Below are 15,993 nucleotides of genomic sequence, written 5' to 3'. Positions count from 1 at the left end.
ATACAAAAAACCACCTCCAAACAGTTTACAGTTTGATTTATCAGGGAAAGCTTATTTTTTGCCCCTGCTTTAGCAAAGATACTTGCTAGGACATTTACCAAAACGCTGTTTGAATAGTTTAGAAAAAGTACTGGCATACTCAAACCCTTGCCCTAAAGCTACCTGGAAAACGGACTCTACCTCTCCACTTTCCAATGCTCGTTTAGCCAATTGTAATTGTACTTCCCGGAGAAATTTGCGTGGCGAGACTCCCAAGGCTGAACGAATTCTTCGGCTCAGTTGCCTTGTGCTTAAACAAGCCAGGGTTGCCAACGTTTCTACCGATAGAGATTCATGACATATATGGTCAGCTATTACCTCTTCTAAATGTTGAATCCACTTACAGTCTCGCCCTTTTACTGGTACAGTTACTATAGCCTGGCAAACAAGGGGTTGCCTTTGCTTTAAATAAAGATTTAAAGCTTGTAAAAAGTTGCCTATTGCTCCTAAGAAAAAAGGGTTGCCATCTTGCAATGACAAGACTTTGGTTAGCCTTGACTTATATTTGTAAAGTACAACAATGAGTTGCCCATTTTTCTCCATCTCAGTCCCTATGATCTTAACCGTTTCCAAATCAATATTGGTAAAGCTTGCTGTTCTGGTAAACTCCCTGAATCGCATATTTTGAGAGGATATTTCGTCAAGTGTAAAGTAGTTGAATCTTTGAGATTTGTTGCCCTCCCTAAGAGGTACATCCAAGTCTATTATTTGTGTGTGTAGAGTAATGACTAAAAAGTGTTCTGACATAATAGTGTTTTTTCGCCTACAAGCAAGTGTAAAATACCGACTAAATATTCATTAGTAAGTTATATTTATGTTGATTTGGTGCTTGTCAACCCAAATTCAATGTAGTAGTGTATAATCAAGTGATTGAGTGATTTACTTGTCCTACAGGAGAGTCTCTAGGCAAAGCCCTCAATAACAGCTTTCAGGCTCAAAGTAAACCCTTGATGCTATTATTGCTTTTTTGGTCATAGTTAAAATGCTACTCTAAATACAAGCTTGGATCATCACTTCTACGAGCCAGGCTCGGAAGATTCAAAACTGTTCTTTCACAAAATAGCTCAGCTAGTGGCGTGTGTTTTCTCAACGCCGCAACTTAGGTCAAGCACTGCAATGGCTCATTTGATGGGCTAATTTTGAACAGAGTTGCTTGTTCAAAATCCTCAGCAAATTAGTTTTTATTATTCATTAATGTTATCCCTGAATACAGGGGTTTTAACAGTATCAAGGTTTACCACGATCTAGCTTATGCTTTGCTCAGAAAGCATTCCTGAATACAATTACACCTTTATTTGCTCACCTTAAAATGTCCTTTTTGGACAAATGATTGTCTTATTTGAAAAAATGAGAGAAATGAATTCAAGGTAAATTTGCAGTGTTCGTTTGTGTAACCTTTTTCATTGATATTTTCATAGTGGATGGTAGTTATTACTCAATCAATTTTTATTTAAGCACTATCAAAGTATGATGAACTTTCAAAGCTTTGAGTTATGAGTCAGAGAAAAATTCAATTTATTTTTAGTCTTTTGTTTTTAGTAAGTTACATTGGTTTACTAGGAATTATTTTGGTGGTAGAGATAAGTGATCATGTTAACATGAAAAAAGGAGCTAACTCTATGATGGGTGAGATAAAAGTATTGTTAGGTGTGCTTACTGGAGGGGTAGGGCAAATTCTAAACTTTTGGTTTCAAGCATCTCAAGACACCAGCCAACAAAACCCAAAAAACACCTAAGAATTTAAGTGCCTTACTTTGAAATAACGTTTCAGAGTTTGTGTAAACTCGTTTTTTGAGTACTGATTACCAGAACTTTAAACGAAAAAGGTACATAAAATGAAACGTTATCTACTTTGAACAGCCCCCCTCTTTTTTATCAAGGAGTTTAGCTTATAAGACCAAAGTACAAATGGTTCTGTGCCTCCTCTTACCTTTAATTATCTCCAAATGTTTGCTACATTGCTTGAGTCACCAAATGCAGTTCCTTTGATTTGCCCTGACGGGTAATGCCTCAAATGTCTTCATATAAAAACCGCCCAATATGAACAATAGCCTGCACTAACGCTTATTTTTACATTGCCTATTCCCTTTACCTTTCTTATTCCATTACCCTTTGATCAATATCAAACCAACACCTCTAGATAAAGCCCTGTAACACCTCAGTTTGCCCCAGGCAGGGCTTATTGTTTTTTATCCCATAAAACCCTGACCTTACAAAAAACCCGGTTTTCAGGGATTTTATTACAGGTTACTTATGAGCAACTTTGAGATGTGGACAATTTGATATGAATGCTCTGTCAAGGCTATAATTCTGAGGACCTTTACTAAATACTTTTGCCCTATTTCATTGCAAAAATTCACTTCACTAAAGTTCCAATCAATGAATATTCAGAAGCCAAAACCTTGACAAAGCTCACAGAAAGATTCATACAAAAGGCGGCACCTGAAAAGCCTCAAAAATAGAGTAGGGATTTATATTAAACTTAATAGGCATGCAAAGCACATTAGAAGAAAAGCTCAGCAAAATAATCAGAGGCAACGGTAATGATTTGCTTGAATACGATATGTCACTGTCAGTATCACAAGACGCCATTAACCATCAACTGGAATGGATTGCCTACCAGAATGAATTCCGCAGTTATGAGTGGCATGTAAAACTGAATAAAAATGACAACCCCAACCTTGATGTAAAAGGAATGGGGGCTCCTTACATTCGGTTTGTAGAAAGCTTAGATGCGCAAAAGGTACAGATTGTCATGCACTTACCTATCTTGAATGGCACATTTACTTACTTTAACTTGAGTAAGTCGCAAGAACAAGGCTCTTTTGTTTATGACAACATATCGCTCAAGGGATACGAGATTTTGCTTACCACAAACCTTAGGAGAATACCAGACAAAGAGGTGGATGCTGACAAGCTAAAAATAAATACCATTGATAGCCCACTGCAGAAGTTCAGAGAAGAAAACCTCAGCATTGAACACCTATTTGTAGACCTAACAAATGCTAAACTTGCCACCGCTCTTCAGATAGATTACCAAAAAAATATACCCCCAGCACTCAAAAAACTACTGGACGAGCAATACGAAGTAGAAAAGCAGTTCAAGCAAATGTTAGAAAAATATGTCTCTTTACTAGCCGAAAGTGAAAATCCTTATGTGTTGGGGCATATTGTAACTGAAGTGACAGAAGACGTGGTATCGGCTACCAGCGATCAAACCACTTTTCCACCCACAGATTGCAACTTTACCATTACAAAAAACCACGTGGCTCCTCAGCTTTCGTCTTTGAACTATTTGATGGTCACTGGTGCCAAAAAACTGCCTGTATCGAAAACAGCTGGTGTATCTATTAACCCAATCATCAAAACCAATCCTAAAAATAAACAAACACCTCAATGCACATTTTTGCTTTCCGAGGAGCTCACATTTTCATCAGTTGCCAAAGGCATTGCCAAATATTTTAACCTGACCAACGAGCAACTCACCCCAAAATTAGAAGCGCAAGGAAAAGTGTCTTACACATTTCGCTACGATATGCCCGTGTATAAAACCGACAAACATGGAACCTTAAAGCTAGACAATGCTGGGAATAAAATCTGGGATAAAAATCAGTCTGGCACCATGTACATTAGCCTAACTCCCAAGATAGGTCGAAGCAACTTAAAGGTGAATACAGCTTCCCCTGATACACCTGATAAAAAAGAGCTCAAAGATGTCTCAGGAGCTGCTTTTACCATTGATTATACATTTATCACCGATGACATCACCTTAAAATACGGGGCTATAGTAGATAGAAGGCTACAGGTTAAAACTACTTGGACGACCGAGCTGGGGTTTGCCCTTGTAAATGGTGCCACTGGTAAAATTGCCTTTTCAGAACCTGTTACTAGCAACCCCTCCCACGAAAAAATAAATGAAAGGACATATCCAGGAGCCATTGCTGGTAAAATCTTCTCTTGGATTATCCCTCCTTTGGGCATAGGACTCACCATTGGAGAAGAAGTAAACAGAAGCATGCAAAGCAATCTTGAGAGCAGGTTGGGGCAGGGTGTAGCCTCTTTTAACTTTGGCTGGAATTCCCGCATTATTCTCCCTGGAATCAAAATAATAGAATATGCTGCCCTAAGATTTACAGCAGAAGGTCACCTCGCACTGGATGCTATCTATACCCAATAAAGTTAAATACCCAAAAAGCGACGATTATGGTGGCTGATTGGACATTGCAAGTAAACGAAGATAAGCTTGGTTGCTTATGTTTTGATGAGCGTTTACGAAAAACATTTTCACAAAAAAAAAAATATTACAACAATGGAAAACACATTATTAACTGATGATGTATCGACTGATACAAAGAAAAGTGTACACAATGTGCATGTACAATCTAAATTTATGGAGCATCATATTGCCGGCAGTAAAACAGATGGCGGTCATAGTTTAGAAATAATAAAAGACAGAGATGGCAATCGGTATTTATTTGCCATTGGTAACAATCAATCCTTTTATGCATTTATAGAAGACGCCAGCACCCATGCTGGCTGGGTGCTGGTTGACTTGATGAAAGGAATCACCAGTTATGAGATCAAGGCGTTTGCGGCAATCAAAGATAGCTTTGGTCGCCCAACTGTTGTGTTAGGAGCCTCATTTAAAAATGACCCTACTAAGCGCTCTGTTGTATTGTCTACTTCCGATTTCTCGGCTGATGATAACCCAGATAGATGGTTGGTTCACGATGCTTATCATTTTACCAATATCACCCATATTGTAGCAGGACATGACGACCAGGACAACTTGAATGTAGTAGTGGCTACCGAGTCGTTGCCCACCCAAAACCAAGGAAAAGACTTTATTGCCCAAATCCAGCTTTGGATGGTAAATATGGAAACTTATAATAAAACCTGGGGATGGAAGGCACTGACTGTACCCATGGACATTGAAAAAGTTTTAAACCTCCAGTTGGGCAAAATAGATGATTTTTTGGGATATGGCGCGTACATTTTTTACCAAACTATGGGGCAAAACAATGGGGTATTTATAGATATTCCCTCCTGTAGATTTCATGCGTCTATTGTAGGAAGCGATCAAGCCAGTAGTATTTTTGCTTTTAAAAATGAAGACGAAACCACGGATTTGATCATGGCTGCCAACAATCTTTTTATGTTGTCGGCAAATCATCAAACTGGGAAAAGAAGTCGTAAAAATTTCGAAGAAAATAAGGTAATTATTAGCCCTGACTTACAAACATTGTCTGGCAACATCAAACAAATAGCGGTTGGAAAAAACCCGGACAACAAGCAAAGAGTCTGGCTACTTGATACTCATAGTAACCTGTATTTCTCTGATTATACTGACGAAAACAAATGGACTACCTTACAATTATTTGAGGAAGGCATAGGACACTTTACAGTTTATCAGGATAAGATTCAAAACACAAGCGAAATTTTCTATATCACCAATGACGATGAGTTGTATCATAAGTGGATGGATAAGGTGACTACCTTGTGGTGCACACAAATGATAGAGATTACCGATTTGAAAAGTGTGATTAGTACCCATGCTTATGGCACCAATGTAGTATTTACCGATGAGCTTGGCTTGCCAGTAAACGGACAAACCTGTGAAATTACCAGTTCTACTTTGACTAAAGTCACAATCAATGGAGAGCATCTGTTCTTAGACCACAAGCCTACCACTATACAAAGCAATGCCCTTGGTCAAATCAGTATTACCATTAGAGCCAATGATTCGTTGCTGGCTCCTACCTTGTACCTTACCGGAGATTTTACGCAACAAAAAATGGTGATTGATCCTGGGTCGGATGTAAAAAACAAGCTCGTAAACCTTGCCAATGAAGCCAAGGATTTTCAAGAGTTTAAAAAACTTGTGGCATCTTTTACCAAAGAGGTAGACGATAACGATCTAAAAGCCCTTTACCAAATGATTAAGCAGGGGGGGGTAATAGAACAAAAAATAGCTGAGAAAAAACAGGGGCAACAAAAAAGAGATGTTATAGAAACCACCAATCTTTACACACCTGATACAAGTGGGGTTTATTATGCAGACCCTGTGTACAATGCTACTACAATTGCCGACCTTGGGCTTGAAGGGCACGCCTGGGGAGCCAGTATAAATAAAAATGGACAGTTGACTTACCTTGATACTGATAATAGTACGGTACAGCTTGCCATTCAAGAAACCAGTGGCAAAAGAAGCATTGATCTAGGGGGGGAGCTACGTAAAGCAGGACATTTCATAGGGGACGTCATTGAGTTTTTAGGCAGAAAAATAAGAGAAGCTGGCTTTTTTGTAATCCACATAGTGAGAGAGGGGGTAGAATTTGTGGTGGGGCATCATGTTTACTTCTTTGATACCCTGGAACACTACTGGAAGGTGGTCACAGGATTTGTTGCCAAATTTTGGGAGGCATTCAAAGAATTTGTTGCCTTTGCTTTCAATCTGGAAAATTACAAGAATGCTGCTGCCACCATTAAACACCAAATGAACGCATTGTTTGATGGAGCCTCTGACTTTGTAAAAGAAGTTACTCAAAATGTAGATGATAAACTGGATGCACTCAAAGCTAAAGTAGACCATTTTTTTGGGCTTACTTCAGAGGACTTGGACGCGGGAAAAGCGCTCAAAAATCCAAAATTTCATGGCGTTGATGTATTAGGCACGCTGGGATACCTGTTGTCTAACCCTGCAACTAACATTATACCACACCTGGGCAAAGTGATTCTCCAGGAAGGAGAAAGCCTCATAGAGCACCTCCTGCAAAATGTGATGTCTAATAAACTTACCGCTGACGATTGGGAAAAGCTGGGAGAGAATATCAAAAACAGGTTTGAAAAAGATTTTGGCAATTTATCAAACAATGACTTCAGATCTATGCCGCTGAACCATTTGATAAACGACCGGGGAATGTTAATGCACGAGATAGGGGAATTGATGAAAACAGTTCAACAAACCCATACAATATCTCCAAAAGCCATTTTAGACCTGGTGAAGAAAGTCATTGGCACCGAAGTGGATCAATTGGTAGTAGCCATCAAAATATTGGTAGATGAGCTGAGTGCCTACCTGGTTGGTATGATTGAGGGTTTCAAAGATGACCTCAACACCCCTATTACCATTCCGGTTATTTCGGCTTATTTTGGGTTCAAGCTTCCCTCTTTATTAGACATAGTGGTCTATCCTATGGCAGTGCCCGTGGCACTGATGTTGGAGTTGACCGTAGGGAAAGATGAAGCGGAAGAAATATTAAAAGCTGGGGCTAAAAGTGCTTTTTTTTCTGAGTTTGATAAGGTATTGCTGTTAGCAGGTGACGCAAAAAATAAAACACAACAAAACCTAAGCAAAAGAAGTGTAGAGGCAAATGGAGATACCAAAAAAGAAGAAATAAAGGGCTCTCTTAAGAACTATCTTTTAGTGGGGTCTATTATTGGTGATTTTTGTCTGCCTATAAGGTCAATACTTGAATTTGTTGTAGACATTGCCCCAAAAGAAAAAATGCGTCCAAGCTCAGATAAACTCCCTGTTGTCGGACACCTCAAGCCAAGCACTGCTATTGACTTTTTGATAGCTATGCTCAGTCTTGTAGAGTCAGCCTGTAGTTTTCCAATGTGGGAAGGAAAGTTTCCCAAGGTAGAGGAGAATATGTCAGAGAAAGAAAAAGACAAGGTTAAACGCGAGAGAATTACTGTTATTAGTGAACTTGCACTATGGTCGGCATTAGTAATAGAAACCGGAGCGAAAATAGGCAAAATAGGATGGCACAAATCTAACGTACTTTACAAAAAGTATCACGCAGGTAATACAAAACGCATAGAAAAAGCAGAAAAAATAGAAAAATATGTGAGTTTAGCACTTACTATTGCTGATATAGTCACAAACTCAGCCCAAGTTGTCCTCACAGTTTGGAAATCTGTTGAAGAAACCAGGGATATTAATAAAGATTCTGTGGAGGATAAATCTACAGAGAGGGTAGAAATAGGACTTTCAGCATTTGTAAATGTAGAACAAGGGGTCTCTGGCATCTATCATGGTATAATGGAAATTGCTGATTACCTAGGGATAAGCGCAGAAAAAGATAGTTTAGTTAATATCATAGCTGCTAGCATTGTTCTCGGAACAAATTTCCTCACCACTGCACTGGAAGCTGCAAGAATAAGCATCTCAGAAAAATCCGATATCGGAATAAAAAATAAAATAGGCGGTGGCAATAAAATGTAACGCTTGCTGCACTAAGCGCTTGAAAAGTAGTGCAATGTATACAAGTATACACGCCCTATTTTCAGGATAAACCATGGCTTGTCGGCTCCTTATGCGCCAAGTAAATAGGGGCTGGCAAGTTTATTTTTCAGGTATTGTACTCAAACAGGCTCACAAATACCATCATTTTTACCCGCTTTTCTTTTTCCAATAATCAAAAAACAGCCTCATCATAAGTTATGAAATACCATGCCAATGATTTTTATATTCGTGTAGCCCCAAATAGTGGGTATACCCTCAAAAGTGGCAGTTACACCATTCACAGTTTTTCGGTAAGCTACGGACAAGACCCTCATGGCGAAAACCATGCAGGCCTTACCAAGTCTTTTGGTAGTGATGGAAAGCTTTCTTTTCGGGTAGGGCGCCACGGCTCTAGCGAGGTAGCCCATTGGTTTGCAAGCAAAGTAACTGCCTCAAATACTACTTTTAACCACACCCCAGGCAAGCTCAACTTTGCTTTTGTAGGTGCCCTTACACTTACCTTGGCAGGGGGGCGTTTTGGCAAACAAGCCAACACTTTTACTTTTGAGAACATTGCCATGGCCCAAGGGCATTCGGGAAGCTCAAATAACTGGTGGTTTGGCGGAATATATTGCGAATATATCAGAGCCAACATGGTTAACTGCAATAGCTTAGGTGAATGGAGAGAGAAACTTCCTTGCCACTTTTCAAGGGGAGGCAATGCAGCAAATGTAGTAGATGTTACCCCAGCTAACTTTTTTATTTAAGTAGCAGCAAAACTTACTCCTGGCTCAGGCTAGGTAATGCTTTTTCGAATAGCACAAATCTTTAATTGCCCGCTTGTAAAACCACCACAAGTGAAGGGTACCTATTGTATTTAAACACTTTTACCAGCTTTTCTTTTTTCCAATATTTTTTTAAAAAAAACATCGCCATAAGTTATGAAATACCATGATAATATCGTTTACATTCCAATCGCCCAAAATAGTGGATATACCCTCAAAAGCGGTAGCTATACTGTCAAAAGTTTTTCGGTAAGCCACGGACAAGACCCCAACGGCGAAACCTACGCAGGTCTTACCAAGTCTTTTGGCAGTGATGGAAGGCTTTCTTTTCGGGTAGGGCGCCATGGCTCCAGCGAGGTAGCCCATTGGTTTGCAAGCAATGTACCTGCTTCGCATACTACTTTTAACCACACCCCAGACAAGTTAAACTTTGCCTTGATAGGTACCCTTAAGCTCACCATGACAGGAGGAGTATTTGGTCAACAAGAAAACACTTTTACTTTTGAGAACATTGCCATTGCCCAAGGGCATTCGGGAAGCTCGAATAACTGGTGGTTTGGAGGCTCAGGTTGCCAATATACTGGAGCCAATACCGTTAGTTGTATCGGTTTTTGCGACCAAAGCTTGAAGCTTTCTTGCCATTTCTCAAGAGGAGGCAATCGCGAAAATGTAGTAAGTACTGCTCCAGATGGCATATCTTCTTGGCTAGGCAACTTGAACGACTCGCTACACCTCGATCAAATTACGATGCCAGGTAGCCACGATGCGGGCATGTCGTCGTTGCACCATTGCAACCCTGCTCTTTTGGCCGATACATACACCCGTACCCAAAGCCTCTCGGTAGGGGGACAAATGGCCTGTGGTGCAAGGTACTTTGATATAAGGGTAGATTACGACCACCATAACTTGGTCACTTACCACCGCAACGGTAGCTTTGGTTGCAATGGTCAAAGCCTTAAGGATGTCTTAGACGAAACCGTGTCCTTTTTAAATGCCCACAGAACCGAAACAGTGATTCTTAAATTTTCTCACATCCGTAACCACGGTGATGACCATAAGTCGGCAGAAACCAAAGCCAAAATTGATGGGTTTCTTAACAATTATAACCAAGCTATTTATACCAACCATCGTATCAATGTAAACTTAGCTAAAGTATCTTTAGGAGAAGTCAGGGGCAAAATGATTTTAGTCTTTGACTATCCTGAATACATCAACCCTGCTACTGGGCGCTTCCGTTATCAAGACAGTGACAAGGTGCTGCCCAACCTTGCCGTGTTCGACAAATACTCAAACTCTGCCACATACAATGACATGAAAGTAGATCAGTTGAAAAAATGGAGCCAGCACGCAGGACCTGGTCAAGGAATATTCTTTTTATTATCTTGGACTTTGACTTCTAACCACCCCCCAAGTACCGGTAGCATTAAATCTTTGGCCAAGCAAGCCAATGCTGGTTTGCCCGAAGTACTCAAGGAACAGATAGTACGCCAAGGATGGCAACGCCCCAACATTGTCTATGTTGACTTTGTAAATCGTATAACCAACCAAGCCATCGTATCTCTTAATTTCAATGGAAACCTACCATTAAAATGAAATAATCAGTCACCACACTTGAGGCACCTATAGCTCTTGTTCAAAATCATTTCCCTGCTTGATTATCAATACCAATTGGTAACATTGCAGGGTTATTTACAATTACACCACTGCATTTTTAGAAAGGTCAAGCCACCGAAAACTGCCTCATTTGCAATGCCCTGACTACCAACCCCACTACATTTTTTACTCCAAATTTGTTGAATAGTTTTTTACGATGGGTTTCTACTGTATGAATACTTACAAATAGCCTGTCAGCAATTTCCTGAGTAGTGTATTCTTTCAATATTAACTCTAAGACCTCTTGTTCACGGGGGGTAATATTTACTTGCCCGTCTATTTTAGGTTTGGCCACAAAATTTCTTTTTCTTTTAAGACCATCCAACATAATTTGCGTGACAAAACTATCAAAATAGTACTCTTGCTCCCAAGTAGCCCGAATGGCATGGCATATTTCTTTACCTGAAACTATTTTACGTAAATAACCATTTACCCCTAATTTTAAAAGGTACAAAATATAATCTACCTGGTCGTATGTTGTCACTGTGATGATTTTTATACTAGGATACTGTTTTTTTATAAGTTGAGTGCACTCCAAGCCATCCATCACGGGCATTCTAATATCCATTAAAATAATATCTGGAAGTTTTGGGGTGCTGGCTAATTGGTCGAGCAGGTCTTGTCCCTGCTCAGCTTCCAAAATAACTTTCAAGTCTTGATTTTGCTCAATTACGAAAATCAATCCTTCTCTAAATAAACGGTGGTCGTCAACAATGCCAATTTTAATAGGATTCATAAGAAGTTGTTTTTTTATTTAGAATAACATTTAAATTTCTAATTGTAGTGATGCTTGAAAACCCAACCCAACTGCAGACTGAAACTCAACTTGTGCGTTCATCAACTTGGCTCTACCGATAATATTTTGCAAGCCCATGCCTGATTGTCTGGTTATTTTTTGAGTTTCTAGATCAACCCCTACTCCATCATCTTGATAGTTTAACTTCAGATGTCCTGACTTATATGCAAGAACAACCTGAATATTGTTGGCTTTTGAATGCCTAATTGTGTTATTGATCAACTCATGAATAATACGGTATAATCCCAATTCTTTTTCAATGTTTAAACGCTCGAAATCATCGTAGTGGAATTGAATTTTTAACTGGTGAGTATCGCGAATATTGTCAAATAGTTCATTAAGCGCGCTTAGTAGTCCAAACCTTTCCAGATGTTGAGGAGTTAAGTTATACGCAATAATTTTTAGGTTTTGATTTGCTACATCTATCAGGTAGTTTATCTTACTAGCTACGCTATGAAGCCCTGATTTATCCATTAAATGATCGGTATACAACTTGATCGTAGATAATACGATCCCCAATTCATCATGCAGATTTTGAGCAATACGCTTTCTTTCGCTTTCTTGTGCCTGACTAATAGCCAAACGTAATTGTTGCTGTTGCCCCCCTCTAAGCTCTTTTATGCGAAGCTGTAGTTGGCACAGTTTCTTTTGATACAAAAAAATAGTAATTACAATTAGGGTGCTACTAATTCCTATGCTTAGCAGCCACACAAAGTCTACCTCTTGAAATGGCCAGGCAAAGTAAAGGCAAATCATCATGACACTTTGTGTGGGCTGCGCCATACTTGTTTTAGCATGGTTGCCTATTTGTTTTTGTTGTAGCACTAAGCCTTGTTGAAGTTGCAGTCTTAGGTTAGAGAACTTGAACATATCTTTTTTAAGGGTTGATTTTGTATAAAATTTAGGATAGAAATAGGCAAAAAATAGCTTTTCGCTTTGGAGATGGTTTTTCATTTTGATTAGTAAAAACAGAAAAGTATAGTATTTTCAAGAGAAACTAGAGTACTAGCATCTGTTTGTTGTACAAGCAAAAAAACCGTAGGGCTTTAGCCCAGTCTCAACGTAGTTAATCTTTGCATAGTAAATCATAGATGGCTTAATTTCAGGATATATTCACTACTTCACTTTCGTGACTGTGGTTAGCCTGCCAACTTTTCTCCCTCTAAGGATGCTGAGCGGCTTACTAAAGCTGGGCTAACCTCCAATGCTACTCACTCTCTTACCCTGACCCGATACAGTGTAAAAGAAACATTTACTATGGAATAAACATCCAAACAACTAAAAAACCAGTTATCACATATTATAGCATTCATAATGTTTTGAAATATTATATAAAACCAAAATAGTCTAAAACATAATTGACTATAACCAAATCTATATTTATAAGGCTAATCAAGCAAAAAAACCTGTATATTAAATGTCAACAAGTTGTTTTTGTGCAAATACATTAAGCCTACAATAAAACAGTAAACACCTTATTTTCAACAATTTATTATTAACATTCAATCTACATCAACTAATTTTGCTATTATTGTTCAATGGGCAAAGCGAGGTGCATAGTTTTTAGCTTAACCTTAAGGAAAGGAGGTAACTGACAGAAAAACTTGTGGCTATTTTTCATATTTCCCAATCAACTAGGCATTTGCCCTTCTGACTGAGCGTATTTTTTTACAACCTATACCCAACTAAAATGGAACATGTAGAAAATACAAACGTGAAAAATATTTTGAGTAATTTGAGAAAACTACAGATTAGATGTTAGGTTCTATGGAGCGTTTAGTAGGGGCTTCTGTACTCAGGTATTACAAACACTGGAGCACCTGAACAATACAATTCTGACTTCGTAGCTTGGTTTTATCACGCAACTCTTTGCTTGTTGCTCTTTTAATAGTCAAAAAGATAATGGTTTTGTAAAAATAGCTCCATTCAAACTACCATCAGGGCTATGTGCTACTTTGATGTAGCCTTGGCTTCAAATAAAGCTTTTGGGATATTTTGATTAAACTTGATGTCCTCAGCTATATCTTCTACCCACTTTTCGTCCAACACCTCCCCTTTCCAGGTTGCCTTGGTATACTTTCTATAGGCAGGAATCATCACACCATCAATGCTTTTATAAGTAACCCGCATAATGAGTGGTTGCTTTACCACATTATAGTCTACCACAGTAAAAAGCTTCTTCTTGTCGGTTTATCTAACAATCTTCCAAATTCGATAGAAGTAGAGTTGTTTTCTATGCCATAGTGCTCCTACTTTGGAGGCATAAAAAAGTGAGTATGTAGCAGGAGATAAAACCCATGTTTCGCCCAAATCACCAATGCTTATTTGAGGGGTTGACATATATAAAACAGGTGCTCTTGCCGAAAACTTGTCTTGACTACTCGCTACCAGCGGCAACACCAATAGTAGTATGATGTGTAAGTGAAGTATTTTGGTGGGTAAAGGTGTTTGAATAAAGGAACCTACCCAAGGCTTTTAGAGAAATAATACCTTTGGTGCCCTTTCGGGAAATTATCAATGGTGCCTACCAGATTGTAACCTTGCTTGAGATAAAAATCTTTTGCCTGAAAATCGAAAGTATCGAGCATTGCCAGGGTAGCTCCTTTAGCTTGAGCCATTTGTTCTATATGGGCCATTAGTTGACCACCAATGCCTTGGTGACGGTAATCTTCTGACACCCAAAGCACTTTTATCTCTAGTCCGTTCCAATAGCCAACTCCACCCAAAACACCTCCCAATGTGTTGCCGTTGTTGTCTGTAGCGACAAATTCCAGTGGAGTCCACAAATCAGCCAGGGCAGGTACTTGCTGCAAATTGTAAGCATTCACCCCCTCTAACACATGTTGGATTTGTTCGAGGGTGCAGGGGGTAATATGGATTGGGCTCATTTGGTTAAAACCATTTTTTACTTTTAAAATACAACAAGGGCATCACAAAGCTAAGCACAATGCCCAGCAATGCCAGCGGATAACCATAACTCACCTTGAGTTCGGGCATGTTGGTAAAATTCATCCCATAAATGCCTGCAATAAGGGTGGGCAACGAAATACAAACCGTGATGATAGTCAGTATTTTAAATATGTTGTTTTGCTCCAGTTCTATCTTAGAGTTTACATTGATTTTGAGGTCATTGATTCGCTCAAAATTATTGGCAACGTGCTCGGCTATTACGTTCAGGTCTTTGATTTCGATGGAGAGTTTAGATACAATTTTGTCATTTTCAGAAAATCGTTTCCTTAGCAAAAGAATAATGCGTTGAAAGTTAGAGACTGCTTCACGAATAAGGAAGTTGTTGAAGTTATTTTTGGTGAGCGCATCTAAGTCTTGTTCAGTAAACTGCTTGGGTTGCAAGGTATCATAAAAGGTGTTTTTGATTTTATCTGAAATAGACTCTACTACATCGGCAAAGTAGTCGGTAATCACGCCTACCTGAAAAACAAACAACTCTTCGTGCGAATTGAATTGAAGTCGGTCAAAATCGTAGCGGTATTTGGTGAGCAGGTTGATAGCTTCTTCCATGCTTGCCGACATAAAAGTAAAAAAAATATTGTCTTTGATAATAATGTGCATGTTTTGCTCTTCCATGAGACTTTCGGCAGCATAAGAGGGCACTGTAAAAGTGATAGACAGTTGGTTGTGTAAATCCATATAATGCGAGCTGATCTCTATGTCTTCTTTTTTATTAAAGACTCCTAAATGCAATCCATATTTTTGAGCCAAACTTTGTAATTCTTCTTGGGTAAAGTCAATCAATCTGATATTAAAAATTTCGGCAGAAGATGCCTCAATATCGTCTACTGATGCTACCTTTTTTGCCCTAATGTCTTTGTAAAATACTTCTATCATAGGTATTGCTTAATTGCAAGGGATAAAGTTAAAAGTTAGCAAGGGCTTTTCAAAGGTGGTTAATATTTAAAAACTTGGTTTCATGGATAACTAACAGGAGCAAGCCCTGAAGTATGGCTCCCCCCTGTTCTATAAAGTCAAAGAAAATCAATCATACACTTCTTTACTCTTGCTCTAGACGAATAGCCTTAGGAAACAAGATGTTGTTTTCCAGATGTATGTGTTGGTGCAGGTCTTGTTCAAAATCTTGTAACTTGGCATACAAAGCTTTGAAGGTGTTACAGGCATTTGCTGGTGGTGTATACTTGTTACTTAGCAAAGCCATTTTTTTAAAAGTATCACCCGCATTTTCGTGTTCATACTCCATTACTCTAATAGGATTGTCTACAGTAACAAAGGGAGGCGGTGGGGCTTTGCTGCTGTTTTTTTGTGTTTGTAATAGTTTTTTTACAAACGGGAACAGTATACGCTCTTCTTTGTCCATGTGTTGGATAAGTTCTTTAGACACTGCCTTCAATAATTGGTTGATTTCTATTACTTCGGGGTGTTCATTGCCATGTACCTCAGCCACCTTGGCGGCATATTCCAAGAGTATCGGAATATTATCTGTAACATAGGTATGGTGTACGTTTTCGATGTGGTCT

The 15,993-nt window shown here is 39.0% G+C and carries 12 protein-coding genes; 5 read left to right on the top strand and 7 right to left on the bottom strand.

The features are described 5' to 3' along the window. Positions 1-69: 69 nt before the first annotated feature. A complete protein-coding gene (locus M23134_RS16115) occupies positions 70-786 on the bottom strand; it encodes a helix-turn-helix domain-containing protein (protein WP_002697977.1) in 717 nt (238 codons plus the stop codon). A 746-nt stretch (positions 787-1,532) separates the two neighbouring features. Between M23134_RS16115 and M23134_RS16110 the strand changes: the two genes are divergently transcribed. The 5 genes from M23134_RS16110 (at position 1,533) to M23134_RS16090 (ending at position 10,647) form a co-directional block, all read left to right on the top strand. Beyond that, positions 1,533-1,775, top strand: a complete 243-nt coding sequence (locus M23134_RS16110) for a hypothetical protein (protein ID WP_045113711.1) — start codon at positions 1,533-1,535, stop codon at positions 1,773-1,775. Between the two features lie 755 nt (positions 1,776-2,530). Then, positions 2,531-4,216, top strand: coding sequence for a hypothetical protein (locus M23134_RS16105; protein WP_002697974.1), 1,686 nt, complete (start codon positions 2,531-2,533; stop codon positions 4,214-4,216). A 132-nt stretch (positions 4,217-4,348) separates the two neighbouring features. Continuing rightward, a complete protein-coding gene (locus tag M23134_RS16100; RefSeq protein ID WP_002697971.1) occupies positions 4,349-8,269 on the top strand; it encodes a hypothetical protein in 3,921 nt (1,306 codons plus the stop codon). 218 nt (positions 8,270-8,487) lie between these two features. After that, positions 8,488-9,036 carry a hypothetical protein gene (locus tag M23134_RS16095; RefSeq protein WP_002697969.1) on the top strand — a complete coding sequence of 183 codons (549 nt, stop codon included), beginning with the start codon at positions 8,488-8,490 and terminating at the stop codon, positions 9,034-9,036. Positions 9,037-9,210: 174 nt separating this feature from the next. Further along, entirely contained in the window at positions 9,211-10,647 is a 1,437-nt protein-coding gene (locus M23134_RS16090) for a phosphatidylinositol-specific phospholipase C domain-containing protein (RefSeq protein ID WP_002697967.1), read from the top strand. A gap of 127 nt (positions 10,648-10,774) precedes the next feature. On the opposite strand, the gene M23134_RS16085 is transcribed toward M23134_RS16090, so the two are convergent. The 6 genes from M23134_RS16085 to M23134_RS16060 form a co-directional block, all read right to left on the bottom strand. Further along, entirely contained in the window at positions 10,775-11,443 is a 669-nt protein-coding gene (locus tag M23134_RS16085) for a response regulator transcription factor (protein ID WP_002697965.1), read from the bottom strand. A 30-nt stretch (positions 11,444-11,473) separates the two neighbouring features. Further along, on the bottom strand, positions 11,474-12,373 hold the full coding sequence (locus M23134_RS16080; protein WP_198145035.1) for a sensor histidine kinase: 900 nt from the start codon (positions 12,371-12,373) through the stop codon (positions 11,474-11,476). A 1,080-nt stretch (positions 12,374-13,453) separates the two neighbouring features. After that, positions 13,454-13,669, bottom strand: a complete 216-nt coding sequence (locus tag M23134_RS16075) for a hypothetical protein (RefSeq protein ID WP_002697962.1) — start codon at positions 13,667-13,669, stop codon at positions 13,454-13,456. Positions 13,670-13,965: 296 nt separating this feature from the next. Beyond that, a complete protein-coding gene (locus M23134_RS16070; RefSeq protein ID WP_002697959.1) occupies positions 13,966-14,391 on the bottom strand; it encodes a GNAT family N-acetyltransferase in 426 nt (141 codons plus the stop codon). Between the two features lie 4 nt (positions 14,392-14,395). Next, positions 14,396-15,349, bottom strand: coding sequence for a magnesium transporter CorA family protein (locus M23134_RS16065; protein WP_002697956.1), 954 nt, complete (start codon positions 15,347-15,349; stop codon positions 14,396-14,398). 163 nt (positions 15,350-15,512) lie between these two features. Further along, positions 15,513-15,993 (bottom strand): hemerythrin domain-containing protein (locus tag M23134_RS16060; protein ID WP_002697955.1); only part of this gene is annotated, 481 nt, incomplete at its 5' end.

This window comes from Microscilla marina ATCC 23134 (genome assembly GCF_000169175.1).
Classification (GTDB): domain Bacteria; phylum Bacteroidota; class Bacteroidia; order Cytophagales; family Microscillaceae; genus Microscilla; species Microscilla marina.
Note: the sequence above shows the minus strand (reverse complement) of the source record. Positions and strands in the feature narration are given on the sequence as shown.